Source organism: Pseudomonas sp. GW822-FHT06D10 (assembly GCF_058799535.1).
The window spans coordinates 140,935-164,646 of record NZ_JBXALN010000004.1 but is presented as its reverse complement, the minus strand read 5'-3'; the positions used below and the strand labels follow the sequence as shown (position 1 = coordinate 164,646).

At 66.6% G+C, this 23,712-nt stretch carries 23 protein-coding genes; 18 read left to right on the top strand and 5 right to left on the bottom strand.

Features of this window, described 5'->3' with window-relative positions; genetic code table 11:
• Window positions 1–85: 85 nt before the first annotated feature.
• The 4 genes from AC1RL5_RS14490 to AC1RL5_RS14475 all read left to right on the top strand — a co-directional run bounded on the left by AC1RL5_RS14490 (window position 86) and on the right by AC1RL5_RS14475 (window position 3,042).
• Window positions 86–1,573: a PAS domain S-box protein gene (locus AC1RL5_RS14490; RefSeq protein WP_072452273.1), complete on the top strand. Its 1,488-nt coding sequence runs from the start codon at window positions 86–88 to the stop codon at window positions 1,571–1,573.
• Between the two features lie 136 nt (window positions 1,574–1,709).
• Window positions 1,710–1,961, top strand: coding sequence for a CsbD family protein (locus AC1RL5_RS14485; RefSeq protein ID WP_011060865.1), 252 nt, complete (start codon window positions 1,710–1,712; stop codon window positions 1,959–1,961).
• A gap of 1 nt (window position 1,962) precedes the next feature.
• A complete protein-coding gene (locus tag AC1RL5_RS14480; RefSeq protein WP_015635301.1) occupies window positions 1,963–2,223 on the top strand; it encodes a DUF1652 domain-containing protein in 261 nt (86 codons plus the stop codon).
• Window positions 2,224–2,400: 177 nt separating this feature from the next.
• A complete protein-coding gene (locus AC1RL5_RS14475; protein ID WP_186452739.1) occupies window positions 2,401–3,042 on the top strand; it encodes a trimeric intracellular cation channel family protein in 642 nt (213 codons plus the stop codon).
• A 208-nt stretch (window positions 3,043–3,250) separates the two neighbouring features.
• Here the strand turns inward: AC1RL5_RS14475 and AC1RL5_RS14470 are convergent, their stop codons facing one another.
• Both AC1RL5_RS14470 and AC1RL5_RS14465 read right to left on the bottom strand, forming a co-directional pair.
• Window positions 3,251–4,645, bottom strand: a complete 1,395-nt coding sequence (locus tag AC1RL5_RS14470) for a sensor histidine kinase (protein ID WP_011060868.1) — start codon at window positions 4,643–4,645, stop codon at window positions 3,251–3,253.
• Complete coding sequence (locus AC1RL5_RS14465) at window positions 4,623–5,306, bottom strand: response regulator transcription factor (RefSeq protein WP_011060869.1); 684 nt, start codon at window positions 5,304–5,306, stop codon at window positions 4,623–4,625. The genes AC1RL5_RS14470 and AC1RL5_RS14465 overlap by 23 nt, the downstream gene beginning before the upstream one ends.
• Window positions 5,307–5,487: 181 nt before the next feature.
• Here AC1RL5_RS14465 and AC1RL5_RS14460 point away from each other — a divergent pair, with 181 nt between their 5' ends.
• From AC1RL5_RS14460 to hcnC, 6 genes are all read left to right on the top strand, one after another.
• The gene (locus AC1RL5_RS14460; RefSeq protein WP_053151024.1) at window positions 5,488–5,829 is read left to right on the top strand and encodes a YdcA family protein; all 342 of its coding nucleotides are present in this window, start codon (window positions 5,488–5,490) and stop codon (window positions 5,827–5,829) included.
• Window positions 5,830–5,867: 38 nt separating this feature from the next.
• Window positions 5,868–6,254, top strand: coding sequence for a hypothetical protein (locus AC1RL5_RS14455; RefSeq protein WP_072452272.1), 387 nt, complete (start codon window positions 5,868–5,870; stop codon window positions 6,252–6,254).
• A gap of 190 nt (window positions 6,255–6,444) precedes the next feature.
• On the top strand, window positions 6,445–7,386 hold the full coding sequence (locus tag AC1RL5_RS14450) for a membrane protein (RefSeq protein WP_011060872.1): 942 nt from the start codon (window positions 6,445–6,447) through the stop codon (window positions 7,384–7,386).
• Between the two features lie 389 nt (window positions 7,387–7,775).
• On the top strand, window positions 7,776–8,093 hold the full coding sequence (hcnA, locus tag AC1RL5_RS14445) for a cyanide-forming glycine dehydrogenase subunit HcnA (protein WP_011060873.1): 318 nt from the start codon (window positions 7,776–7,778) through the stop codon (window positions 8,091–8,093).
• Window positions 8,090–9,499, top strand: coding sequence for a cyanide-forming glycine dehydrogenase subunit HcnB (gene hcnB, locus AC1RL5_RS14440; protein WP_011060874.1), 1,410 nt, complete (start codon window positions 8,090–8,092; stop codon window positions 9,497–9,499). Before hcnA ends, hcnB begins: the two co-directional genes overlap by 4 nt.
• Window positions 9,492–10,745, top strand: coding sequence for a cyanide-forming glycine dehydrogenase subunit HcnC (gene hcnC / locus AC1RL5_RS14435; protein ID WP_019094282.1), 1,254 nt, complete (start codon window positions 9,492–9,494; stop codon window positions 10,743–10,745). Before hcnB ends, hcnC begins: the two co-directional genes overlap by 8 nt.
• Window positions 10,746–10,837: 92 nt before the next feature.
• On the opposite strand, the gene AC1RL5_RS14430 is transcribed toward hcnC, so the two are convergent.
• Window positions 10,838–11,449 carry a glutathione S-transferase gene (locus AC1RL5_RS14430; RefSeq protein WP_011060876.1) on the bottom strand — a complete coding sequence of 204 codons (612 nt, stop codon included), beginning with the start codon at window positions 11,447–11,449 and terminating at the stop codon, window positions 10,838–10,840.
• A 268-nt stretch (window positions 11,450–11,717) separates the two neighbouring features.
• A complete protein-coding gene (locus AC1RL5_RS14425) occupies window positions 11,718–12,941 on the bottom strand; it encodes a multidrug effflux MFS transporter (RefSeq protein ID WP_492589599.1) in 1,224 nt (407 codons plus the stop codon).
• A gap of 92 nt (window positions 12,942–13,033) precedes the next feature.
• On the opposite strand from AC1RL5_RS14425, the gene pdxR reads away from it, so the two are divergent.
• The 3 genes from pdxR to AC1RL5_RS14410 all read left to right on the top strand — a co-directional run bounded on the left by pdxR (window position 13,034) and on the right by AC1RL5_RS14410 (window position 15,784).
• Window positions 13,034–14,503 carry a MocR-like pyridoxine biosynthesis transcription factor PdxR gene (gene pdxR, locus AC1RL5_RS14420; protein WP_103408023.1) on the top strand — a complete coding sequence of 490 codons (1,470 nt, stop codon included), beginning with the start codon at window positions 13,034–13,036 and terminating at the stop codon, window positions 14,501–14,503.
• 75 nt (window positions 14,504–14,578) lie between these two features.
• Window positions 14,579–15,499, top strand: a complete 921-nt coding sequence (locus tag AC1RL5_RS14415; protein WP_093408696.1) for a DHH family phosphoesterase — start codon at window positions 14,579–14,581, stop codon at window positions 15,497–15,499.
• A gap of 15 nt (window positions 15,500–15,514) precedes the next feature.
• Window positions 15,515–15,784 carry a DUF7660 family protein gene (locus AC1RL5_RS14410; protein ID WP_053157953.1) on the top strand — a complete coding sequence of 90 codons (270 nt, stop codon included), beginning with the start codon at window positions 15,515–15,517 and terminating at the stop codon, window positions 15,782–15,784.
• A 19-nt stretch (window positions 15,785–15,803) separates the two neighbouring features.
• Here the strand turns inward: AC1RL5_RS14410 and AC1RL5_RS14405 are convergent, their stop codons facing one another.
• The gene (locus AC1RL5_RS14405) at window positions 15,804–16,724 is read right to left on the bottom strand and encodes a MurR/RpiR family transcriptional regulator (RefSeq protein ID WP_072452268.1); all 921 of its coding nucleotides are present in this window, start codon (window positions 16,722–16,724) and stop codon (window positions 15,804–15,806) included.
• A 315-nt stretch (window positions 16,725–17,039) separates the two neighbouring features.
• Here AC1RL5_RS14405 and AC1RL5_RS14400 point away from each other — a divergent pair, with 315 nt between their 5' ends.
• The 5 genes from AC1RL5_RS14400 to iolD all read left to right on the top strand — a co-directional run bounded on the left by AC1RL5_RS14400 (window position 17,040) and on the right by iolD (window position 23,696).
• Window positions 17,040–18,980 carry a bifunctional 5-dehydro-2-deoxygluconokinase/5-dehydro-2-deoxyphosphogluconate aldolase gene (locus tag AC1RL5_RS14400; protein ID WP_492589597.1) on the top strand — a complete coding sequence of 647 codons (1,941 nt, stop codon included), beginning with the start codon at window positions 17,040–17,042 and terminating at the stop codon, window positions 18,978–18,980.
• A 130-nt stretch (window positions 18,981–19,110) separates the two neighbouring features.
• On the top strand, window positions 19,111–20,019 hold the full coding sequence (gene iolE, locus AC1RL5_RS14395) for a myo-inosose-2 dehydratase (protein WP_072442201.1): 909 nt from the start codon (window positions 19,111–19,113) through the stop codon (window positions 20,017–20,019).
• Window positions 20,016–20,822 (top strand): 5-deoxy-glucuronate isomerase, encoded by an 807-nt coding sequence (gene iolB, locus AC1RL5_RS14390; RefSeq protein WP_072452265.1) that lies wholly within the window; start codon window positions 20,016–20,018, stop codon window positions 20,820–20,822. Before iolE ends, iolB begins: the two co-directional genes overlap by 4 nt.
• A gap of 36 nt (window positions 20,823–20,858) precedes the next feature.
• On the top strand, window positions 20,859–21,692 hold the full coding sequence (locus AC1RL5_RS14385; RefSeq protein WP_492589595.1) for a TIM barrel protein: 834 nt from the start codon (window positions 20,859–20,861) through the stop codon (window positions 21,690–21,692).
• A gap of 66 nt (window positions 21,693–21,758) precedes the next feature.
• The gene (iolD, locus tag AC1RL5_RS14380) at window positions 21,759–23,696 is read left to right on the top strand and encodes a 3D-(3,5/4)-trihydroxycyclohexane-1,2-dione acylhydrolase (decyclizing) (RefSeq protein WP_093408686.1); all 1,938 of its coding nucleotides are present in this window, start codon (window positions 21,759–21,761) and stop codon (window positions 23,694–23,696) included.
• The last annotated feature ends 16 nt before the right edge of the window (window positions 23,697–23,712 follow it).

Below are 23,712 nucleotides of genomic sequence, written 5' to 3'. Positions count from 1 at the left end.
CGGCGCGCCGTGGTCGTAGTTGCAGCCCCCTTTTTTTCCGGCGTGCGGGATGTTTGGCGCAGCGTCGGGTTCTTCCGGAGATGCCATGAGCCAGGCCGTACTTGCCACCGAAACCAACCGCCGCCAATTGCAGCAGATCATCTCCGGCCTGTCCGACGGGGTGATCCTGATCGAGACCGACAAGCCCCGTACCCTGCTCTGGGCCAATGAAGCGGCCCTGGCCATGCACGGCGTCAGCACGGTCGAGCAGTTGGGCGGCAATCTGCGCGACTATGCCCGGCGCTATGCCTTGCGCTACCGCAACAACCATCCACTGGGCCTGGACAGCTACCCCATCAACCGGGTGGCTGCCGGAGAAACCTTCAGCGACGTGGTGGTGGAGGTCCAGGCCGAGATCGATGGCGAACCCCGGCACTGGGTGCACCGGGTGCGCAGCATGATCCTCGAGGACCGCAATGGCGCGCCGGAGTCCCTGGTGCTGATCCTCAGTGACGCCACCGACTGGGCCAGCGCCGAGCAGCGCTTCGAGAAGACCTTCAACGCCAACCCGGCGCCGGCGGTGATCTGCCGCCTGGGGGATTTGCGCTACATCAAGGTCAACCAGGGCTTCCTGGAGATGACCGGCTATGCCCGGGACCAGGTGATCGGCCGCTCGGTGTACGAGCTGGACGTGCTGGAAGACGCCGAGCACAAGGAACTGGCCGTCGAACGCCTGGGGCAGGGTGCGACCATCCCGCAGATGCAGGCCGAGCTGCGCCTGCCCGAGGGCGGCAGCAAGCTGGTGATCGTCGCCGGCCAGCCGCTGGACATCAACGACGAGGACTGCATGCTGTTTTCCTTCATGGACCTGGAGCCGCGGCGCAAGGCCGAGATCGCCCTGCGCCAGAGCGAGGAGCGTTTCGCCAAGTCGTTCCGCCTGACCCCGGTGCCGACCCTAGTGTGCAGCGCCGAGCAGCAGATCGTCGATGTCAACGAAGCCTTTCTCGACACCTGCGGCTACAGCAGCGAAGAACTGCTGGGCAAGACCGTGCAGGACATCGGTTTTATCGCCGAGCCCCAGGCAGCCGAGCAGTTGTTCGGCCGCCTGGAGAAGAGCGGCAACGTCATGGGCCTGGACCTCAAGGTGCGCAAGAAGGGCGCCGAGCAAGTGGACTGCGTGGCCTACGCCGATACCGTGCTGATCCAGGACAGCCCCTGCTACCTGCTGGTGCTGATGGACATCAGCGAGCGCAAGCGCTCGGAGCTGGAGCTGGTGGGCGCCATCGAGGAGGTGATGCGTGATGCCTCCTGGTTCAGCCAGACCCTGATCGAAAAGCTCGCCAATGTGCGCAACACCCGCAGCGCGCAAGCCCCGGCGGTAACCTCTGCCGAGCTCACCACCCGCGAGCGCGAGGTCCTGGGGCTGATCTACCAGGGGCTGGCGGACAAGGAAATTGCCGCGCAACTGCAGTTGGCCCCCAACACCGTGCGCAATCACGTGGCCACCCTGTACTCCAAGCTCGATGTGCACAGCCGCGGCGAGGCCATTGTCTGGGCCCGGGAGCGCGGGCTGTTTGCCGGCAGTGCCGGCTGACTCGGTGCAAATGCACCAGTGCAACCAGTGCAAATGCGCCTTTTGCCCGGGGGCGGGCCTTTCTATCCTGTGATTCTGCGCAGGGCTCTGTATCGGGCCTCTGCCATTCATGAACCGCAGTAGAAGGAGCGCCAGCATGGCTAGCGAACAGATCAAGGGCACAGTGGGCAAGGTGGCCGGCAAGGCCGAGGCCGTGGTGGGTGAGTGGCTGGATGATGAGCAGCTGCAAGCCCGCGGCATGGCCCGGGAAGCCGCCGGGCAATTGCAGGAAAAGTACGGCCAGGCCCTGGACCAGGGCGCTCGCTGGGTCCGGGACAAACCGCTGTTGAGCGTGGCCCTGCTGGCCGGCGTCGGCCTGTTGGCGGGCCTGCTGCTGCGGCGCCGCTGAAATGCCGGCGGCCATCACCCTGGCGCAGTTGCGCGCCTGTATCGAGCAGCGCCTGGCGCCCCTGGCCTGCAGCTTCAGCAACGCCGGTGACGGCACCCTGACCCTGCGGGTGTTCGAGCCGGCCAGCGGCCGGGTCGACCTGGTGGTGACCGGGCTCAGCGCCCGGGCGCTGCAGAGCGAGGCCGATGTGCAGAAGATCATCGACGAACTGCTCTATGAGCTGGGCAGCAACTCCCTGGGCCAGCTCGATCTGGCGCCCTGAACCCGGCCTTGCACCGGGGCCGGTCGATGGCGACAGCCCACGGCCTGAACTATAAGCAATGGGTCGACGGTCGGGTTCCCGGCCGTCATCTCCAGCCTTTTGCAGGTGCCCGGGCATGCCTTCAACCCTGTTGCCGCGCCGTATTTTCCTGATCACCCCGCTTTTCTGGATGGGCCCATGAACGCCCGGGCCCAGGGCTTGCCCCGGCGCCTGGAAAACATCGTGCTGGTGGCGGATCTGGCGGGCACTGCGGTGTTTGCCGTAGAGGGCGCGATCAGCGCCATGCGCGCCCAGCTGGACCTGCTGGGGGTGATGGTGATCGCCTTTATCGTTGCCCTTGGCGGAGGGGTGACCCGTGACCTGCTGATTGGCGCCACACCGCCCAAGGCCGTGGCCGACTGGCGGTACCCGGCGCTGGCGCTGCTGATGGGCGGGCTGGCCTTCGTGGCACGGGACTGGGTGCTGGGGTGGTCCGGGCCGCTGCTGATTCTGCTGGACGCCGCGGGGCTGGGGCTGTTTGCCGTGGCGGGCACGCAGAAGGCGCAGAACTTCGGCATCTCGCCCTTTGTCTCGATGCTCATGGGTACGGTGACCGGGGTGGGGGGCGGGGTGATTCGCGACATTGTCCTGGCCCGCATTCCCCTGGTGCTGCAGGTCGACCTGTATGCCAGCTCGGCCTTTGTCGGCGCGGCCAGCCTGGTCATCGCCCGGCGCCTGGGCGTGCCGCCTTTATGCTCGGCCTGGCTGGCGGGCATCGTCTGTTTCGCCCTGCGCATGCTCTCGGTGCGCTACGGCTGGCAACTGCCCAAGGCCTTGTAGCCGCTGATGCAGGCTGCGAACGGCTTGGGCGGCATTGCGACGCAGCAGGCGCCGGGGTCGCGAGAGCGCGGAAGGTTTGGCGCAAGATCGTCAAGCAAGGCCCGGCGTACCGAACGCGGCCCGGCCTTTCGCAGCTTCGCAGGCTCAGCAGCGGCTACAGGATCACAGGGTCACAGGCACCGGATCACAGGGGGGGTGGAGGCCGGAATCAATTGTCGGCAATCAGGCTCGGCCGGCAGTCCAGGCTCAGGCGCGCGCCGCCGCGTTCGCTGCTGCCCACCTCAAGCTTGAAACCGTGCAGGCTGACAATCGCCGCGACGATCGACAGGCCAAGGCCAAACCCGCCCTGGGCATTGTTTTCGTCCACCCGGTAAAAGCGCCGGAACACCGCCGCCCGTTCCGCTGCGGGTATTCCGGGGCCTGAGTCGAGCACTTCCAGGCGCGGGCTGCCGTCGTCGTCGATCCCCCGCAGGATCACTTCGCCCCCCGGTGGGGTGAACTTGATGGAGTTGCTCAGCAGGTTGGCCAGGGCCTCGAACAACAGGGCGCGGTCACCGGTGAGGCTGGGCAGGCTCGCCGGTACATCCAGCACCAGGGTCAACTGGCCTTCCTCGGCCAGGGGCAGGTAGAAGTCATAGAGCTCGTGCAGCAGGGGCAGGGGGTCGAGCACCAGGAAGCCCGAGCGCCGCTGCTGGTCCTCCAGTTCGGAAATCCGCAGCAACCCGCGAAAGCGTGCCATCAGGGTGTCGGCCTCGGCCAGCAACTGGTCCATCTGCAGGGCCTGGGGCGAGCCTTCCTCGGCCTGTTGCTGCAGGCGATAGAGCTGGGCCCGCAGGCGGGTCAGCGGGGTGCGCAGGTCGTGGGCGATGTTGTCGCACACGCCCTTGACCTCATGCATCAGCCGTTCGATGCGTTCGAGCATGGCGTTGACGATGGCCGCCAGCATGTCCAGCTCGTCACGCCGGTCCGACAGCGGCAGGCGCCGGGTCAGGTCGCCGGCGACTATGGCTTCGGCGCTGGCCTGGATCTGGCGGATGCGCCGCAAGGGCCGGCGGCGCAGCAGGTGCCAGCCGGCGGCGCCGGGAATGATGGTCAGGGAAATGCCCCAGAGCAGGGCGTGGAGAATGATCCGGGTCACCGCGAACAGCGAGCCGTTGTCGCGCACCAGCACCAGCCAGCGGCCATCCCGGGTGTGGGTGGCCACGGCGTCGCAGCTGTCGCGGGGCAGGCTCGGGTCGTCGGAGTCGATGCAGTTCTTCAGTTCGTGGATCTTGCCGTCCAGGGGCAGGTCGTCGGGTATCTGCCGGATCGGCCCGCTCAGGGGCCGGCGCTGCTCATCGAACAGGCCGTAGGCGTCGATGGCGCGCATGTCGAAAGTCATGCTGGTGGTCAGGGCTTCCACCAGCTGGTCGCCCTCGAAGCGCGCGAACAGGTGCTGGCGCTGCATCAGCGAGTGCTTGGCCAGGCTGTCCAGGTAGGTGGAAACCTCGTAGTACAGCACCCCCATGAGGATGCAGCTCCAGGCCACGAACAGCGTGCTGTAGAGCGCCAGCAGGCGGCTGCTGGAGGAACGCCAGCCTTTAGAGGGGTTCAGCAATGACATAACCCGAGCCTCGCACGGTGCGGATCAACGGGGTCATGCCGGGCGGGTCGATCTTCTTGCGCAGGCGGCCGATGTGCACGTCGATCAGATTGGTCCCGGGGTCGAAGTGATAGCCCCAGACCTCCTCGAAGATCATCATCCGCGAGAGGATCTGGCCGGTGTTGCGCATGAGGAATTCCAGCAGCTTGTATTCGGTGGGCAGCAGGCTCAGCAACTGGTCGGCGCGGGTTGCCTCGCGGCTGATCAGGTTCAGTTCCAGGTCCGCCACCCGCAGGCTGGTGTCGAAATCCTTGACCGTGTTCTTGCGCCGCAGCAGCACTTCGACCCGGGCCGCCATCTCGTCGGAGGCGAAGGGCTTGGTCAGGTAGTCGTCGCCCCCGGCCCGCAGGCCGCGCACCCGTTCATCGACGTCGGAGAGGGCGCTGATCATCAGGATCGGTGTCGACACACCGATGGTGCGCAGGGTGGTGACGATGGCCAGACCGTCCAGTTCCGGCAGCATGCGGTCCAGGGTGATCAGGTCGTAGTCGCCGCTCACGGCGCGCACCAGGCCCTCGCGGCCATTGTCCACCCAATCCACGTCGAGGCCGTGGCTGCTCAGTTCGGCGACGATTTCCCGGGCGGTCACGGCGTCGTCTTCGATGGTCAGAATGCGGGTCATAGGCGTTACCTGTTTGGCGGTTCGTGACACAGGCGGGCATTTTGCCAAGAAACGGCGGCCGCAATTCTAAAAAAACTTTCATCTGCGCCTCCAGGACTCTGTCCAGACCTTGAACAAGCCCCTGCCAGAGGCCGCGCTGCCTGATATTATCGCGCCACTTTCATGGCCAGGAGGCACATCCATGACGGGCCTGCCCCGGGTTGGCTGGAAGCCATTGTCCTTTCTCTGCCTGATGGTGCTGTGCAGCAGCGCGGTGCTGGCGGCCAACCAGCCCTGTTCCGGGCGCAAGGGCGGCATCGCCCGTTGCGACGGCGAGCTGTTCCTGTGCAACGACGGCTCCATCAGCGCGTCGAAAAAGAACTGTGCCCTGATGTCCGGCCAGCGCTCCACTACCCCCCGGGCCGAGCCCCTGCTGCGCGACGCCCAGGGATGCAACTGTGGCAGCGGCAGTTTCTGCACCGGGCCCCGGGGCGGGGTGTACTGCCTGACCCCCAGTGGCAACAAGAGCTACAAGCGGCATTGAAAACCCGATTGACCTTCTGTGTATCAAGGTGTTGTGCAATGAACTACGCATCACGTTTCAAAGGCCTGCTGTGGCTGCTGGTGGCCAGCCTGCTGTTGAGCCTCGCCGTGGATCTGGCGCTGCGCCTGCCGGGTTACCTGGAGGCCTATGCTGCCGACCCTCGCTATGCGCGCTGGATGCTGGCGTATCGCGGCCTGGACGTCCTGGTCATCGCCCTGATGGCGGTGGCCGTGCCGGGAATCATGCGGCTGCTGGATTTTCGTCGTTCGGCCTGGCTGGCATTGCCGCTCTTTACCTTGTGGGGGCAGGGCATCGGGCAATTGGCCCTGGTGGGCAACCTGCTGCTGGCCCTGTGGATCCTGGTACTGGTGGCGCACCTGTGCTGGACCCGCGGCCGGGAGCTCTACCGGAGCCGGCAGGCCTGAGCACCGGGCGGGCCGTGCAGAACGCCCGCCCGAAAACTCCCGGGCCGGTAAATTGCACGATCCGGGATTGTCTGCTTATCGCAAGTCATTGAAATAAAAGCGCTTATAAAGTTCGTGCAACTGGCACGGTGGCTGCACTTGTCCCTTCGAGACGTGTAACACCATTTTTCATGCCTGGAGCTGAACAACAATGAACAGACCCTCTGAACACCTGCTGGCCACCGCAGATGCCTCGAGTCATCACTCGGGCGTGTCCTGGGCGGCGATCTTCGCCGGCGCCGCGGCGGCCGCCGCTCTTTCGCTGATCCTCCTGTTGCTGGGCTTCGGCCTGGGCTTTTCCGCGGTTTCGCCCTGGGCCGGCAGCGGCATCAGCGCCAAGGGCCTGGGCATTTCCAGCATTGTCTGGCTGGCCGTGACGCAGATCATCGCTGCCGGCCTGGGCGGTTACATCGCCGGGCGCCTGCGGGTGAAGTGGGCCAACCTGCATGGCGATGAAGTGTATTTCCGCGACACCGCCCATGGCTTCCTGGCCTGGGCCGTGGCCACCCTGGTCACCGCGACTTTGGTGGTGGGGTCGGTCAGCAGCGTCATCAGCGGCGGCGTGCATGCCGGCGCCCAGGTGGCTTCCGGCGCCGCCGGTGCCATGACCCAGGTGGCCGGCCATGCTGCCGCCCAGGGTTCCCAGGATGACTACGGCTACTTCGTCGACAGCCTGTTCCGCGACGATCGCCCGGCAGCGGTCAGCGATGACGCGGCCCGTGGCACGGTATCGCGGATTTTCGTGCGCACCCTGAGCAACGACGGCCAGTTGGCCCCTGAGGACCGCAGCTACCTGGCGCAACTGGTGGCCCAGCGCACCAACCTCAGCCAGGCCGATGCCGAGCGTCGGGTCGATGAAGTCTTCGCCAAGACCCGCCAGGCCGTGGAAGAAGCCAAGCAGGCCGCCAAGGAAGCTGCCGACACCGCAGCCAAGGTGGCTGCCTGGTCGTCGCTGTGGATGTTTATCGCGCTGTTGTGCGGGGCTTTCTTCGCCAGCCTCGCGGCGACCTTTGGCGGTCGTCGTCGGGACGCCGTGGTCTGGCTTGAAAGCGATGTCCAGCCGCGCACCGTAGCCCCCACCCCCGTTCACTGATCCAGGAGATTTCCCATGCGCTCATTACTCTTGTGGTTCCTCGGTGTGCCGATCCCGGTGATTATCCTGATCGCCCTGTTCATGCACTGATTCAAGCTATAAAGCCCGGCCCGAACGGGCCCGGGCCTTCCCGAACGCCGCTGCCGGCCATTGCCGCCAGCGGCGTTTTTGTGCGCGGCATCGCAGTTTTGCAAGGGCTGGCCACCGTCGGGTGCGAGGCAGCCGTTTGCTTGGCCCAGATCAATATCCGTGTCCGACAAACCGACTAGATTGGCCCGCGCTCGGTTCTGACAAACAGCTTGGGACCGGGACGTTGCCCGGTCCCGACCGCAGCAGCATGGACGGCGGGACGCCGGCAACCCCATTCATTTTTCACGGATGAACCCACAATGCGTCAGATAGACCGCAACTTCGATATTCAGCCGCTGCAGCATGCGGACATGACCATCAGCCTCAATGGCCAGCCAGTCACTGCCGCCCTGGGTGAAACCGTCCTCAGCGTGATCCAGGCCACCGGCCTGCGCCAGGTGGCGCGCAACGATCACGGGCAACTGGTCGGCGCCTACTGCGGCATGGGCGTATGCCATTGCTGCCTGGTGCAGATCGACGGCCGGCACAAGCGCCGAGCCTGCCAGACCCTGGTCAAGCCGGGGATGCAGGTGCAGACCCTGAGCAACCGCATCACTGAAACGGAGCCCACGTTATGAGCCTGAACCCGGTGATCGTCGGCGGCGGGCCGGCGGGCATGGCGGCCGCCATCGAACTGGCCGAGCACGGCGTGCGCAGCACCCTGATCGAAGAGGCCTCGCGCCTGGGGGGCGTGGTCTACCGCGGGCCGCTGCGCGACGGCGTGCAGCTGGATTACCTGGGGCCGCGCTACTGCGAAATGCTGGCCAAGCTGCACGGCGATTTCGCCGACCACGAACAGATGATCGACGTGCGCCTCAACAGCCGGGTAGTGGGCGCCGAGGGCACCCAGAGCCTGGTGCTGCTCGATGGCGAAGAGCAGGTGCAGCAGGTCAGCTACGAGCAGTTGATACTGGCCGCCGGCTGCCATGAGCGCAGTGTGCCGTTCCCCGGCTGGACCCTGCCCGGGGTCAAGCTGCTGGGTGGCCTGCAATTGCAGATCAAGAGCGGGGTGGTCAAGCCCCAGAGCCCGGTGGTGATCGCCGGTACCGGCCCCTTGCTGCCCCTGGTGGCGTGCCAGCTGCATGCTTCCGGCGTGCGCGTGGCGGGGGTCTACGAGGCTTGTGCCCTGGGCAAGATCGCCAAGCAGAGCCTGGCCATGCTCAACAAGCCGCAACTGTTTCTCGACGGCCTGAGCATGCTCGCCTACCTCAAGCTGCACGGCATTGCCCTGCGCTATGGCTGGGGCGTGGTCGAAGCCCAGGGCCAGGACGCCCTGAGCGTGGTCACCGTGGCGCCGTACTCCAGCGACTGGCAGCCGGACATGGCCAAGGCCCAGCGCATTGCTGCCCAGACCCTGGCGGTGGGCTACGGCTTCATCCCGCGCACCCAGTTGAGCCAGCAGATGGGCCTGGAACACAACTTCAGCGACGACGGTTACCTGCGCGCCAGCGCCAACGCCTGGCAGCAGAGCAGCGAGCCCCACGTGCACCTGGCCGGCGACATGGGCGGCATCCGCGGCGGCGAGGCGGCCATGCTCAGCGGGCGTATCGCCGCGCTGTCGATCCTCATGCAGCGTGGCGTACTGAGCAACGAAGCGGCCCTGCAACGGCGCCAGGGTTACGAGCGCAAGCTGGCCTCGATCCTGCGTTTTCGTGGTGCGGTGGACCGCTATACCGCGCGTGGCGCCGGGCAGGTAGAGCTGCCCAAGGGCGACACCGTGATCTGCCGTTGCGAACACACCACCCGCAACGACATCGAGCGTGCCCTGAGCCAGGGCGTGCAGGACATGGCCAGCCTGAAAATGCGCACCCGGGTGAGCATGGGCGACTGCCAGGGGCGGATGTGCGTGGGCTACTGCAGCGACCGCCTGCGCCAGGCCACCGGGCGCAAGGACGTGGGCTGGATCCGCCCGCGCTTCCCCCTGGACCCGATTCCGTTTTCCGCGTTCCCGCCGTCTGACCAGGAGGTCTCCCAGCATGATTAAGCATTACGACGTGGTCATTGCCGGTGGCGGCGTGATCGGCGCTTCCTGCGCCTACCAGTTGTCCAAGCGCAAGGACCTGAAGGTGGCGCTGATCGACGCCAAGCGCCCGGGCAACGCCAGCCGCGCTTCGGCCGGCGGCCTGTGGGCCATCGGCGAGTCGGTGGGGCTGGGCTGCGGGGTGATCTTCTTTCGCATGATGTCGGCCAACCGCAAGCGCGAGGCCCAGGGTTCGGCGGTGGTGGTGGATTCCAGCACTCCGCACATCCTGCCGCAGTCGTTCTTCGACTTCGCCCTGCAGTCCAACGAGTTGTATCCGCGCCTGCACCGCGAGCTGATGGGCCTGCACAACATGGATTTCAAGTTCGAGCAGACCGGGCTCAAGTTCGTCATCTATGACGAGGAAGACCGCCTGTACGCCGAGCACATCGTCGGCTGCATCCCGCACCTGAGCGACCAGGTACGCTGGCTCGACCAGGCGGCCCTGCGCGCCGCGGAACCCAATGTCAGCCATGAAGCCCAGGGCGCCCTGGAGTTCCTCTGCGACCACCAGGTCAACCCGTTCCGCCTCACCGACGCCTACACCGAAGGCGCACGCCAGAACGGCGTGGATGTGTACTTCAACACCAACGTCACCGGGGTCCTGCACCAGGGCAATCGGGTCAGCGGGGTGAAGACCGACGTTGCTGGTTTGTTCCGCTGCACGACCCTGATCAACGCCGCCGGCGCCTGGGCCGCCGAGCTCAGCCTGCAGGCCACCGGCATCGAGATTCCGGTGAAGCCGGTGAAGGGCCAGATCCTTCTCACCGAGCGCATGCCCAAGCTGCTCAACGGCTGCCTGACCACCAGCGACTGCTACATGGCGCAGAAGGACAACGGCGAGATCCTGATCGGCAGTACTACCGAGGACAAGGGCTTCGACGTCACCACCACCTATCCGGAGATCAACGGCCTGGTGCAGGGCGCAGTGCGCTGCGTACCGGAGCTGGCCCATGTCAACCTCAAGCGCTGCTGGGCGGGGTTGCGCCCGGGTTCGCCGGATGAGTTGCCGATCCTCGGGCCGATGGATGGGGTCGAAGGCTACCTCAATGCCTGCGGGCACTTCCGCACCGGCATCCTGACCTCGGCCATCACCGGCGTGTTGCTGGACAAACTGGTGAACGACGAAGCCCTGCCGCTGGACATCACCCCCTTCCTGGCCCGGCGCTTCGCCACTGCCGCCGTGAAGAAACAGCCCGAACCGGCCTGACCGCTGCTGTAGGAGCTGGCTTGCCAGCGAAGGCGCTGCGAGGCTTGCGGGCCTCTTCGCCGGCAAGCCGGCTCCTACGGGGAGGGTGCGGCTCAGGTGGCGGGGGTGGCGAGGAACACCGGCAATTGTTCGGCGTACTCGGCAAAGCCGCGTACTGCCGGGAATTGCCCGGGGTTGAACTGGTCCGCCACCATCATCTGGCTGAAACTCCAGGCCACCGCCAGGCTGATGCCGGCCTGGCCCAGGGAGCCATCCCGGGGCAGCGGCTGTTTCTGCAACTCCTGCTCCAGCTCGCCATAGGCGGCTTGCAACTGGCCGCCAACCCGCTCCAGCCAGGGGCCGTGCTGTTTCTCCGCGGGGCGCAGGTTGCGCTCGTAAACGATCTGTACCGACTTCTCGCAGGCCGCCAGGGCCAGGCCGACCAGCCGCAGCTCACGCAGGCGCTGGGGCAGGGCGGTGGGCATCAGGCTGCGTTGCGGGCCGGCCAGGGTTTCCAGGTAGTCGATGATCAGGCTCGAATCCATCAGCACTTCACCGCCCTCGCAGACCAGGGTCGGGGCCTTGACCACGGGGTTGATCGCCTTGAACTGCTCGAAGGTGCTGAACACCGAAAGCGAGTGATGCTCGAAGGGCAGGCCCAGGCTCTTGAGGCTGATGGCGACGCGGCGCACGTAGGGTGAATCGAGCATTCCAATAAGCTTCATCACGTATTTCCTTGTCTTGAACGGCACAACGGATGGGAAAGGCGCGGCCAATTTAGCGGTATTGAAGCGGCCTTGCACAGTGCAAACCTGTAGCCGCTGCCGCAGGCTGCGAACGGCTCCGAAGGAGACGCGGGGATCTTGAAGGCGCCAGAGGTTCGGCAGGAGGCCGCCAAGCAAGGCCCTGCGTACCGAACGCGGCCCGGCCTTTCGCAGCTTCGCAGGCTCAGCAGCGGCTACAGGGGTGCAGGAAGGCGTTCCGAGCCGGCGCCTACCGCAGCCGTGGCCGCAGGCACCACCAGGCCAGCCCCAGGGCCAGGCTGAACAGGCCGGTCAGGGCCTGCAGCGAGCCCGCCGGGCTGTCCGCTAGCAGGCTGGCCATCAGCCCGCAGCCGGCGGTCATGGCCATCTGGATAAAGAAGAACAGCCCCGAGGCGGTGCCCGCAACCGCCGCATAGGGCTGCAGGATCGCCAGCTGGCAGGCGGGAATCGCCAGGCCCACCGAGAGCATCAGCGCCAGCATCGGCAGCACGATGGCCCACAGGCTGTCGGGCCACAGGCTGCGGGTGAGCAGCAACAGGCCGGCGCCGGCCAGGTTCAACAGGCAGGCCGCGGTGATCAGGCGGTCGGCACTGTGGCGTACCCCCAGGCGCTGGAACAGTCGCGACCCCATCAGGTAGCCGGCCACGGTGGCGGCGAACACCAGGGCGTAGGCCGTGGGCGACAGCCCCAGCTGGCGCTGCAACAGCGCCGGCGATTGCACAATGAACGGGAAGTAGGTGCAGTACAGGCAGCCGATGGCCAGGGAATAGCGCATGAAGTAGGCCTCGCCCAGCAGGCGCAGGTACAGGCGCGGCAGGCTTTTCACGGCCACTGGCGCGAGCTGCGGCGGGCGGGTTTCGGCCAGCCGCTTGAACATCAGCAGCCAGGCCGCCGCAGCCACCAGGCTCAGGCACAGGAACAGGCCACGCCAGCCCAGCAACTGGTCGATCAGGCTGCCCAGGGGCGGTGCCAGCATTGGCGACAGGGCAATGCCCATGGACAACAGCCCCAGCAGCCGCGGCTGCTCCTCGGGCGGGCAGCGGTCGCGGACCATGACCCGGCCCACCAGGGTGCCGCAGCAACCGCCCAGGGCCTGCAGCAGGCGGGCGGCCATCAGTACTTCGACACTGGCGGCCAGCATGCAGGCCAGGCTGGCCGCGAGAAACAGCGCTGTGCCCGCCAGCAGTACCGGGCGCCGGCCATAGCGGTCGCACAGCGGGCCACCCAGCAGCATCGACAGGGCATAGCCGAGCATGTACAGGCTCAGGGTCAGTTGCAGCTGGGCGTCGCTGGCCCCCAGTTGGTCGGCCATGGCCGGCAGCGCCGGCAGGTACAGGTCGATGCTGATCCGCGGTAGGCAGACCACCACCAGCAGCAACAGGGTCCAGAGCCAGGGGGCGAGGGGGCGTTCAACAGCGATGGAGCGGGTGGTGATGGGGCTGGCGGGCGGCATGGCAGGCTCGGGGCAGAGGGCGATGGCGCTGAAATTAAGGGGTTTGTGGTTTAATGCCGAGCACCATTTAGGCCGCTTTTGACTGGACCACTATGAGCCGTGGAAAACACCCCGTGCCCCTCGACCTGCCGCTGCCCCAGCACTGCGATGAAGCCCTGGGCAAACAGGACAGCGCCTACAGTGCCCTGCGCCAGGCGATCCTGGAAAAACGCCTGCCGGCCGGCTGCCGCTTGCCCTCGACCCGCACCCTGGCCCAGCGCTGGGGCCTGTCCCGGGGCACCCTGGAAGTGGTCTTCGACCGCTTGCGCAGCGAAGGTTATGTGAGCCGGGCCAGCGGTTCCGGGACCCGGGTCTGCGCGGTAGTGCCGGACCTGTACCTGAGCGCCCCGGCACGGGCGGCGGCACCCATCGTCAGCGAGAGCGAGACGCCGTACCCGCCGCTCAGCGTGCGTGCCGGCCAGCCGTTTGTCGCCCGGCTGGCCGACCCGGCGCTGTTTCCCCTGCAACGCTGGACCCGCTCCCTGACCCGGGCCCTGGGCAATGCCTCGGCGCAGTCGCTGTGGGACGCCGACCCTGGCGGCCTGCCGGCCCTGCGCCAGCAGATCGCCCAGTACCTGGGGCAGCACCGGGGCATCGCCTGCGAGCCGCAGCAGGTGATGATCACCACCGGCATCCGCCATGGCCTCGACCTGCTGGCCCGCAGCCTGCTGCAAGCGGGCGACAAGGTGTGCCTCGAAGACCCCGGCTACCTGTCGGCCCGGAGCCTGTTCGCCCTGGCCGGAGCGCGGCTGGTGCCGATTCCGGTGGAGGAGGACGGGATCGATGTACAGCAGCTGCAACACCATCAGGATGCCCGCATGGTCTATGTCACCCCGGCCCATCAGGCGCCCCTGGGCATGACCATGCCGGTGTCCCGGCGCCTGGCCCTGCTGGAGTGGGCCCGGCACAGCGAGGCCTGGGTGGTGGAGGACGACTACGACAGCGAATTCAACTACCAGAGCGCGCCCCTGGCGGCCCTCAAGTCCCTGGACCGGGACGACCGCGTCATCTACTGCGGCAGCTTCAACAAGACCCTGTTCGCCGGCCTGCGGGTGGGCTTCATGCTGCTGCCCGAGCGCCTGCGCCCGCGGTTGCTGGCCACCTTGCAGGACACCGGGCGCTCGGTGGGGGTGATCGAGCAACTGGCCCTGGCCGACTACATCGCCAGCGGCGCCTTCCTGCGCAATCTGCGGGCGGCGCGCCAGGCCTATCAGGAACGCCGCGACCTGCTGCTGGCGATCCTCGCCAGTGAAGCGCCAGGCTGCTACAGCATCAGCGGCCAGCAGGCCGGGCTGCATCTGCTGCTGACGTTGCCGCCGGGCAGCGATGAGGCGCGCTTTCGCCAGCGCGCGGCCCAGCAGGGCCTGCTGTTGCAGGGCCTGGCCGAGCACTGCCAGCAGGTGCGCCGGCCGGCGGCGGTGATCGTCGGCTACGCGGCCCTGAGCCTGGCGCAGATCCGCTTCAGCGGCTCGCGGCTGGCGGCGCTGCTGGTGGCCGAGGCAGGGCCTGTAGAAGGCCGCTGACTGTCATCTGGCTGTCATGTGGCTCGGGCACCCTCGGCGCCCCGGCCTCCGGCCTTTGTGGATTACAGGGACGTCATGATCATTGTCACCGCCGGTGCGGCTTATCTGGATATCGACGCCTACGCCGGCTGCATTGCCTATGCTGAATGGCTCAACCTCAGCGGCCGCCCGGCCCGGGCCCTGAGCAGCGCGCCGCTTAACGAGAGCATCCCGGGCACTTTCCGCCAGCGTCTCAAGGGGCTGGACGCCCATGTTCCGCAAGGGACCGAGCAGTTCGTGCTGGTGGACATTTCCAACCACCTGCACCTGGACCCGCTGGTGGACCTGGACCGTGTGGTGGAGGTCATCGACCATCACCCGGGTTTCGAGGCCTTCTGGAACGAGCGCCTGGGCCAGCACGCGGATATCCGCCAGATCGGCGCCGCCTGTACCCAGGTCTACCAGCGCTGGCGCGACTCCGGGTTGCTGCCCAGGATCAGCCGCGACAGCGCGCAACTGCTGGCGGCGGGCATTCTCGACAACACCCTGAACTTCACTGACCAGGGGTGCACCGCGGCGGACCGCCAGGCCTACGCCGACCTGGCCGCGCTGGCCGGCCTGGGCCCCGACTGGCCCGAAGACTATTTCAAGGAGTGCCAGCAGCAGATCGAAGCACAACTGCCCGAGGCCCTGCTCAAGGACCTGAAAGTGTTCGAAGCGTCCAGCAACCTGCCGCGGCGTTTCGCCCAACTGACCCTGTGGCATGCCCAGGGCCTGCTGGTGCGCCAGCGCAGCCTGATCGAGCAGGTGCTGGGGCAGTGGGGCGATGACTGGCTGCTGAACCTGATCAGCCTCGGCGAAGGCACGAGCTACCTGCTGACCGGCAGCCCGGGCAGTGCCCGCAAGCTGGAACGGCTGCTAGAGTGCAGCACCCTGGACGGCGTGCATTGCCCGGGCCGGCCGATCCTGCGCAAGGAACTGCTGCGCAAGGGCCTGGCGCTCCAGGCAACGTCCTGACCCCGGAGAGCCCCAATGGACCTTGAACAATGCTTGCAGCAGGTGCATGACGAGCAGAGCTTCCTCGACTTCGTCCAGGCGCTGATTGCCGACCGCCGCCAGGCGCAGCGCATGGCCCAGGCCGGCGAGGCCGACAGTTGGCAGAACCATTGCATCGAGGATTTTCTCGACGGCGCCCACGCCTGGGCCGAGGCCACCGGCATCGGTGCCACCCAGGGGCTGGTGGAGGCTTCGCCCTGGCAGCGCTTCGCGGTGTTCCTGTACTGCGGCAAGATCTACGAATAGCGCCGCGCCAGCCGAAGGGCTAGTCGTCGAAGCCGCCCTGTTCGTGAATCTCGTCCATCTTCAGTTCCAGGCGGTAGGCCACGGCAATGAACAGCGCCTGGCACAGGCACAGGGTGGCGCTCAGTGAGCGGAAGGCGAAGGAGCTGCCCTCGTTGACCAGCAGCACGCTGTTGGCGCGCTTGGCCAGGGGCGACAGGGTGCTGTCGGTGATGATCAGGGTCTTGGCCTGGTTGTGCTGGGCAATGCGCAGGCAGTGCTGGGTTTCCTTGGCGTAGGGGGTGAAGCTGATGGCGATCACCAGGTCGTTGGGGCGGATACTGCGCATCTGCTCGCGGTAGCTGCCCCCTAGCCCCGACACCAGGTGGATGCGCTTGTTGGTGTGCTGCAGGTTGTACACCAGGTAGTCGGCCACGGCGAAGGAGCGGCGCACCCCCACCACATAGATATTGTCGGTGTTGACCACCAGGTCCACGGCCTGCTCGAAGGCCGCGTCGTCCAGTTCCAGGCCCAGGCGCTCGATCCCCGACAGGGTGGCGCTGATGCAGTCGCGCGCCAGGTCGCCGTCGCTGGCCTTCTGCGACTTGTTGGCGATCAGGCTGCGGATGCGCTGCTGGTAGTTCTGCACCGGCGTGGCCTTGTGGGTGTAGGCCTCGCGGAACAGCGCCTGCATTTCACTGAAGCCGCTGAAGCCGAAACGCTGGGAAAAACGCACGATGGCCGAAGGGTGCACCTCGCACTCGCGGGCGATGTCGCTGATCCGGTCGACCATGATCCGGTCGCTCTGCTGGCTCATGTAGCTGGCGATGCGCTTGAGCTGGCGCGGCAGGCTCTCGTACTCCTCGGTGATCAACTGCAGCAGCCGCTCGGCATTGGCCGGAGGGCTGGCAAGGTCGCTCTCGGGCGTGCGATCGGGCAGGGCCGGCTGATCGGTGCGGGACATAACGGATCCTTCTGAGGGTACTGATGGGAGCGATCGCGGGCGTCGCCCCCTGACAATAAATGGGCTGCGGGCAGTCTACAGGGTCGGCGCCGGGAAAATCTTGAGGGGCCGGGCCCCGGGCGCCTTGCTGAAACGATGCACGGCGCAGCCTTGGGCATTGCAGAAAAGTTTAATGGAAAAAATATTCCACGTAAAAAATTTATAGAATAAATATTGATTGGTGCCGGGAGACGTTCTAGTCTGCATCCACCAAGTAGGCCTGCCGGGGCAGTGCGCGACGGCAGGCAGCGGCTGATAAAAATAACAGGAGCCAGCATGGGCCAGACTCGTTTTGCCAGTGGGCGTCAATTGGATCTGATCTGCCTCGGACGCCTGGGCGTCGACCTCTACGCGCAGCAAGTGGGGGCCCGGCTGGAGGACGTCGCAAGCTTTGCCAAATACCTCGGCGGCTCGTCGGCGAACATTGCCTTTGGCACCGCACGGCTGGGCCTCAAGTCGGCGATGCTGAGCCGGGTCGGTGATGATCACATGGGGCGCTTCCTGCTGGAGTCGCTGGTGCGCGAAGGCTGTGACGTCAGCGCCGTCAAGGTCGACCCGCAGCGCCTCACCGCCCTGGTCCTGCTGGGCCTCAAGGACCGCGAAACCTTCCCCCTGGTGTTCTACCGCGAGAACTGCGCGGACATGGCGCTGTGCGCCGCCGACATCGACGAAGCCTTCATCGCCTCCAGCAAGGCCCTGCTGATCACCGGCACCCATTTCTCCACCGACGGCGTCTACCGGGCCAGCCTGCAGGCCCTGGACTACGCGCAAAAGCACGGAGTCAAGCGGGTCCTGGACATCGACTACCGGCCGGTGCTCTGGGGCCTGGCGGGAAAGGCCGACGGCCAGACCCGGTTCGTGGCCGACCCGCAGGTCAGCCAGCATGTGCAGGGCATCCTGCCGCGCTTCGACCTGATCGTCGGCACCGAAGAGGAATTCCTGATTGCCGGCGGCAGCGACGATCTGCTGACGGCCTTGCGCACCGTGCGTTCACTGAGTGCCGCGACCCTGGTGGTCAAGCTTGGCCCGCAAGGGTGCACGGTGATCCACGGCGAGATTCCGGAGCGCCTGGAAGACGGGGCGATCTACCCCGGTGTGCGGGTGGAGGTGCTCAACGTGCTGGGCGCCGGCGATGCTTTCATGTCCGGCTTCCTCAGTGGCTGGCTGGAAGAGGCCAGTGATGAGCGCTGCTGCCAGTTGGCCAACGCCTGCGGCGGCCTGGTGGTGTCGCGCCACGCCTGCGCCCCGGCGATGCCGACCCGGGCCGAACTGGACTATCTGTTCAGCAGCCCGGTGCCCATCACCCGTCCCGACCAGGACCCGGTGCTGCAACGCCTGCATCAGGTCAGTGTGCCGCGCAAGGCCTGGAAGCCCCTGTTCGTCTTTGCCTTCGACCACCGTGGGCAACTGGTGGAACTGGCGCAGCAAGGTGGGCGCGAGCTCAAGGCCATCGGTCAGCTCAAGCAACTCTTCATAGAAGCGGTGCAGCGGGTCGAAGCCGACCTGCGGCGCCGGGGCATCGAGGCCGATGTCGGCCTGCTGGCCGACCAGCGCTTCGGCCAGGAGGCGCTGAACGCCGCCACCGGGCGCGGCTGGTGGGTGGCGCGGCCGGTGGAAGTGCAGGGCTCGCGGCCCCTGGCGTTCGAGCACGGGCGCTCGGTGGGCAGCAACCTGATCGCCTGGCCCCAGGAGCAGATCATCAAGTGCCTGGTGCAATTTCACCCGGACGACGAACCCCTGCTGCGCCTGGAGCAGGAAGCACAGATCCGGGGCCTGTACCAGGCGTCCCAGGTCAGCGGGCATGAACTGCTGCTGGAAATCATCCCGCCCAGGGACCTGCCCGGCGCTCATCCCGAGGTGCTCTACCGCAGCCTCAAGCGCCTGTACAACCTGGGCATCTACCCCGCGTGGTGGAAGATCGAAGCGCAGTCGGCCGAGGAATGGAAAAAGCTCGATGAGCTGATCCAGGAGCGCGACCCCTATTGCCGTGGCGTGGTGCTGCTGGGCCTGAATGCCTCGGCCGAAGCCCTCGCCGAGGGCTTCCGGCAAGCGGCCGACAGCCGCACCTGCCGGGGGTTTGCCGTGGGCCGCACGATTTTCCAGGAGCCCAGCCGAGCGTGGCTGGCGGGGGAGATCGACGACGACATCCTGATCCGGCAAGTGCAGGGCACCTTCGAGCAACTGATCAACGCCTGGCGCAGCGCCCGCCCTGTGTAGGAGCCGGCTTGCCGGCGAAGAGGGTCTTGAGCCTGGTGCCAGGCTCGCCGGTGCCTTCGCTGGCAAGCCAGTTCCTACCAGTGCAAGGCCGTTCTCCACGCTTTCATGAATAACAACAAAAGGTGCAGCCATGCCCGCGATCCGAATTGGCATCAACCCGATCTCCTGGAGCAACGACGACCTGCCGGCCCTGGGCGGTGAAACGCCCTTGAGCACCGCCCTCAGCGAAGGGCGCGAGATCGGTTACCAAGGCTTCGAACTCAACGGCAAGTTCCCCAAGGACGCCAAGGGCGTGGGCGATGTGTTGCGCCCTTATGACCTAGCGCTGGTCTCGGGCTGGTACTCCAGCCGCCTGGCCCGGCGTTCGGTGGCCGAGGAAATCGACGCCATTGCCAGCCACGTCGAACTGCTCAAGCGCAACGGCGCCTCGGTGCTGGTCTACGGCGAAGTGGCCGACTCGATCCAGGGCTTGCCGGTGCGCCTGATCGAGCGCCCACGGTTCCACAGCGAGCAGGCCTGGCAGGACTACGCCGACAAACTCACGGAGCTGGCGCGTTTCACCCTGTCCCAGGGCGTGCGCCTGGCCTATCACCACCACATGGGCGCCTACGTCGAGTCCCCGGCGGACATCGACACGCTGATGCGCCTGACCGGCGAAGAAGTCGGCCTGCTGTTCGATTCGGGCCATTGCTACATGGGCGGCGGCGAACCCCTGGAGGTGCTGCGCCGGCATATCGGGCGGGTGTGCCATGTGCACTTCAAGGACGTGCGCAAGCCGGTGGTGCAACTGGCGCGCAACAACCTGTGGAGCTTCCCGGACTGCATCATCAACGGCACCTTCACCGTGCCCGGCGATGGCGACATTGACTTCGCCGCCTTGCTCGATGTGCTGCTGGACGCAGGCTACCAGGGCTGGCTGGTGGTGGAGGCCGAGCAGGACCCGGCGGTGGCGCCGAGCTATGTCTACGCGAAAAAAGGTTACGACACCCTGCGGGCCCTGCTGGACGCTGGCCTGCAACGCAGGAGGGCTGCCCAATGAGCCTGCTGGTTAAAAGCGCTGCAAAGGGCCGGACCATGGTCCAACTGCAAGAGGGCGCCCTGGAATACGTGGGGTTCAGTGCCTACCGCCTGGGCCTGGGGGAAAGCCTGCCGGTCAGCGCCGGCGACAAGGAGCTGTGCCTGGTGCTGCTCAGCGGCCGTATCGATGTGCAGGGCGAAGCGCCCCAGGGCGCCTTCCAGTGGCCCAACCTGGGTGACCGGCAATCGGTGTTCGAGGACAAATCCCCCTTTGCTGCCTACCTGCCGCCGGGCAGCCGGGCCCGGGTCACCGCCTTGAGCGATGTGCAGATCGCTGTGTGTGCCGCCCCGGGGGCAGTCGATAACGACCTCGGCCCTCGGCTGATCCGCCCGGAACAGTGCAGGCGCAGCGTGCGCGGCAAGGGCGCCAATACTCGCTACGTCTGCGACATCCTGCCCGACAGCGAGCCGGCCCATTCCCTGCTGGTGGTGGAGGTGCGCACGCCGTCCGGGCATTCCTCCAGCTACCCGCCGCACAAGCACGACACCGACGACCTGCCGCGCCAGAGCTTTCTGGAAGAGACCTATTACCACCAGCTCAACCCGCCCCAGGGCTTTGTCTTCCAGCGGGTCTACACCGACGACCGCAGCCTGGACGAGGCCATGGCGGTGGAGCACCACGACCTGGTGGTGGTGCCCAGGGGGTACCACCCGGTCAGCGTGCCCTATGGCTACGAGTCCTATTACCTGAACGTGATGGCCGGGCCGAAGCGGGTCTGGCAGTTCCATAACGACCCCCGGCACAGCTGGCTGCTGGATCTGTGAACGACGCACCTTTGCCGATTTTCGGGGAGCTGGAAGATGACTCAGCCTTTGCGTTTTGCCTTGAACCGAATGGTCGCACCGCACCTGCCTCTGGCGGATTTTCTTGACCTGGCACTGGCCTTGAAGATCGATGGGGTGGAGCTGCGCAATGACCTCAAGGGTGTGGAGATCGAGGATGGCACTCCCCCCGAGCAGGTCCGCGAGCTGTGTGAGCAGCGTGGCATCCGGCTGCTGTCGATCAATGCCCTGTACCCCTTCGACCTGTGGGATGAACAGCGCCGCCAGCAGTTGCTGCACCTGGCCGGTTATGCCCGCGCCTGCGGTGCCGAGGGCCTGGTGTTGTGCCCGCTGAACGACCCCGGCGACCGGCGCAGCGCGGGCCAGCGGGCCCAGGGGCTGGCGGCCGCCCTGACCCGGATCGCGGAGGTTCTTCGCCAGCATGGCCTGCGCGGTTTTGTCGAACCCCTGGGGTTTGCCGAGTGCGCCTTGCGTGACAAGCGCAGCGCCGTGGACGCGATCCGCGCCGTTGGCGCGCTGGATGTGCTGAGCCTGGTGCACGACACCTTCCACCACACACTGGCCGGCGAACCCCAGCTGTTCGCCGAGCTTACCGGGCTGGTGCACCTCTCCGGTGTCGAGGGGCCGCCACTGCCTCTGGCAGCGCTGCGGGACGGTCATCGGGTGCTGGTGGGCGCGGCGGACCGGCTGGGCAACACGACGCAGATCGCCGCGTTGCTGGCGGGCGGTTACCGCGGCTACCTGTCCTTCGAGCCCTTTGCCGCGAGCGTTCACGATCGACCGGACCTGCAGCAGGCTCTGGAGCGCAGTATCCGGCACCTGCGCCAGGCCCTGGCCTGCCCCCCCTTGTAGGCGCCGGCAAGCCGGCTTCCGCACAAAGAACAGTGAGAGTGCTGTATGGCCATTGAAGGAACACAGATGAGCACGATTCGACTGACCATGGCCCAGGCCCTGGTGAAATTCCTCGATAACCAGTACGTCGAGGTGGACGGGCAGCAGAGCCGGTTCATTGCCGGGGTCTTTACGATTTTCGGCCACGGCAATGTGCTGGGCATCGGCCAGGCGCTGCAGCAGGACCCGGGCCAATTGCGGGTGCACCAGGGCCGCAACGAGCAGGGCATGGCCCATGCCGCCATCGGGTTTGCCAAGCAGCACCTGCGGCGCAAGGTCTATGCCTGCACCGCTTCGGTGGGCCCCGGCGCGGCCAATATGCTGACCGCCGCGGCCACCGCCACGGCCAACCGCATTCCCTTGCTGCTGTTGCCCGGCGACGTGTTCGCCAGCCGCCAGCCGGACCCGGTGCTGCAACAGATCGAGCAGTTCCATGACCTGGGCATCAGCACCAACGATGCCTTCAAGGCGGTGAGCAAATACTGGGACCGGATCAACCGCCCGGAGCAGTTGATGAGCGCGGCGCTGCAGGCGATGCGAGTGCTGGCCGACCCGGCCCAGACCGGCGCGGTGACCCTGGCGCTGCCCCAGGATGTGCAGGCCGAGGCCTACGATTACCCGCTGAGCTTCTTCGCCCGACGGGTGCATCGCATCGACCGGCGGCCACCCACCGAAGCGATGCTGGCGGACGCCGTGGCGCTGCTGCGGGGCAAGCGCAAGCCGTTGCTGATCTGCGGTGGCGGGGTCAAGTACGCCGCGGCCAACCAGGCCCTGCAGGCCTTTGCCGAGCGCTTCGCGATCCCGGTGGCCGAGACTCAGGCCGGCAAGAGCGCGCTGCTGTCCAGCCATCCATTGAACGTGGGCGGCATCGGTGAAACCGGCTGCCTGGCGGCCAACCTGCTGGCCCGGGAGGCCGACCTGATCATTGGCGTCGGTACCCGCTACAGCGATTTCACCACCTCGTCCAAGTGGCTGTTCCAGCACCCCCAGGTGCAGTTTCTCAACCTCAATATCAACCCCGGCGATGCCGTGAAGCTCGATGGCGTGCAACTGCTGGCCGATGCCCGGGCCGGCTTGCAGGCACTGGGCGAGGCCCTGGCCGGCAGCGCCTACCGCGCCGGCTGGGGCACTCGGGTGGCCGAGGCCAGGGGGCAGCTGGATGCCGAGCTGGAGCGGGTCCACGGCGTGCACTATCAGGGCGAGGATTTTGTGCCGGAGGTCAACGACGCGCTGGACCCGGCGGTGCTGCGCGAGTTCATCGAGCTGACCGGCTCTTGCCTGACCCAGAGCCAGGTGCTGGGGGTGCTCAACCAGACCCTGGCCGACGATGCGGTGATTGTCGCCGCTGCCGGCAGCTTGCCCGGGGACCTGCAACGCAGCTGGCGCAGCAAGGGGCTCAACACCTACCACGTGGAATATGGCTATTCGTGCATGGGTTATGAAATTGCCGCGGCCCTGGGGGTCAAGCTCGCCGCCCCCGAGCGTGAGGTCTATGCCCTGGTGGGCGACGGCTCCTACCTGATGCTGCATTCGGAGCTGCTGACCTCGATCCAGGAGCAACGCAAGATCAACGTGGTGCTGCTGGACAACATGGCCTTCGGCTGCATCAACAACCTGCAGCTGGGCCAGGGCCTGGACAGCTTCGCCACCGAGTTCCGCTACCGCAACCCAGACAGCGACCAGCTCGACGGTGGCCTGATCCCGGTGGACTACGCCATGAGCGCCGCGGCCTACGGCTGCAAGACCTACAAGGTGAGGAACCTGGAGCAGCTCCACGCCGCCCTGGCGGACGCCCGGCTGCAGCGGGTCTCGACCCTGATCGATATCAAGGTGCTGCCCAAGACCATGCTCCACGGCTACCTGTCCTGGTGGCATGTGGCGGTGGCCGAGGTCAGCGGCAGTGAGAGGGTGGCCGCCGCGGCCGCCGCCATCGATCAGCAGTTGGCCAAGGCGCGCCAGTACTGAAGCTCCCCAACCGAAC